Annotated in this window: 1 pseudogene; it reads right to left on the bottom strand. The window is 50.7% G+C overall.

From position 1 onward, the window contains the following. Positions 1–347 (bottom strand): annotated as a pseudogene (locus tag STRDD11_RS13415) (purine-nucleoside phosphorylase); the annotation flags it as partial.

The following is a 347-nucleotide window of genomic DNA, read 5'->3' as shown; positions in this document are numbered from 1 at the left end:
CTGGATTGACCAAGCTATCAGAAATGGTCATAATCGCCAGCGCCTGCACTTGGTGCTGGGCAGCCAGATAGTAAAGCGCTGCGGCTTCCATCTCGACCGCCTTGACACCCCATTTGCCCAGCTCGATATTTTTTTCACCGTAGTTTGAGTAAAATACGTCCGAAGACAGTACACTGCCGACATGGGTCGTCATGCCAAGATTCTTGGCAATATGATAAGCCTTGTCCAGCAGATCAAAGTCTGCAATCTGCGGAAAATCATACTGGGGCCAGTCGTTGCGGATGATATTGGAATTGGTCGCTGCTGCCTGTGCCAAGACCAGCTCGCGCACATGAACATCTGCATTC

Source organism: Streptococcus sp. DD11 (assembly GCF_001578865.1).
In the GTDB taxonomy this organism is placed as follows: domain Bacteria; phylum Bacillota; class Bacilli; order Lactobacillales; family Streptococcaceae; genus Streptococcus; species Streptococcus panodentis.
The sequence above is the reverse complement of the archived record's forward strand: the minus strand, read 5'-3'. Positions and strand labels throughout refer to the sequence as shown.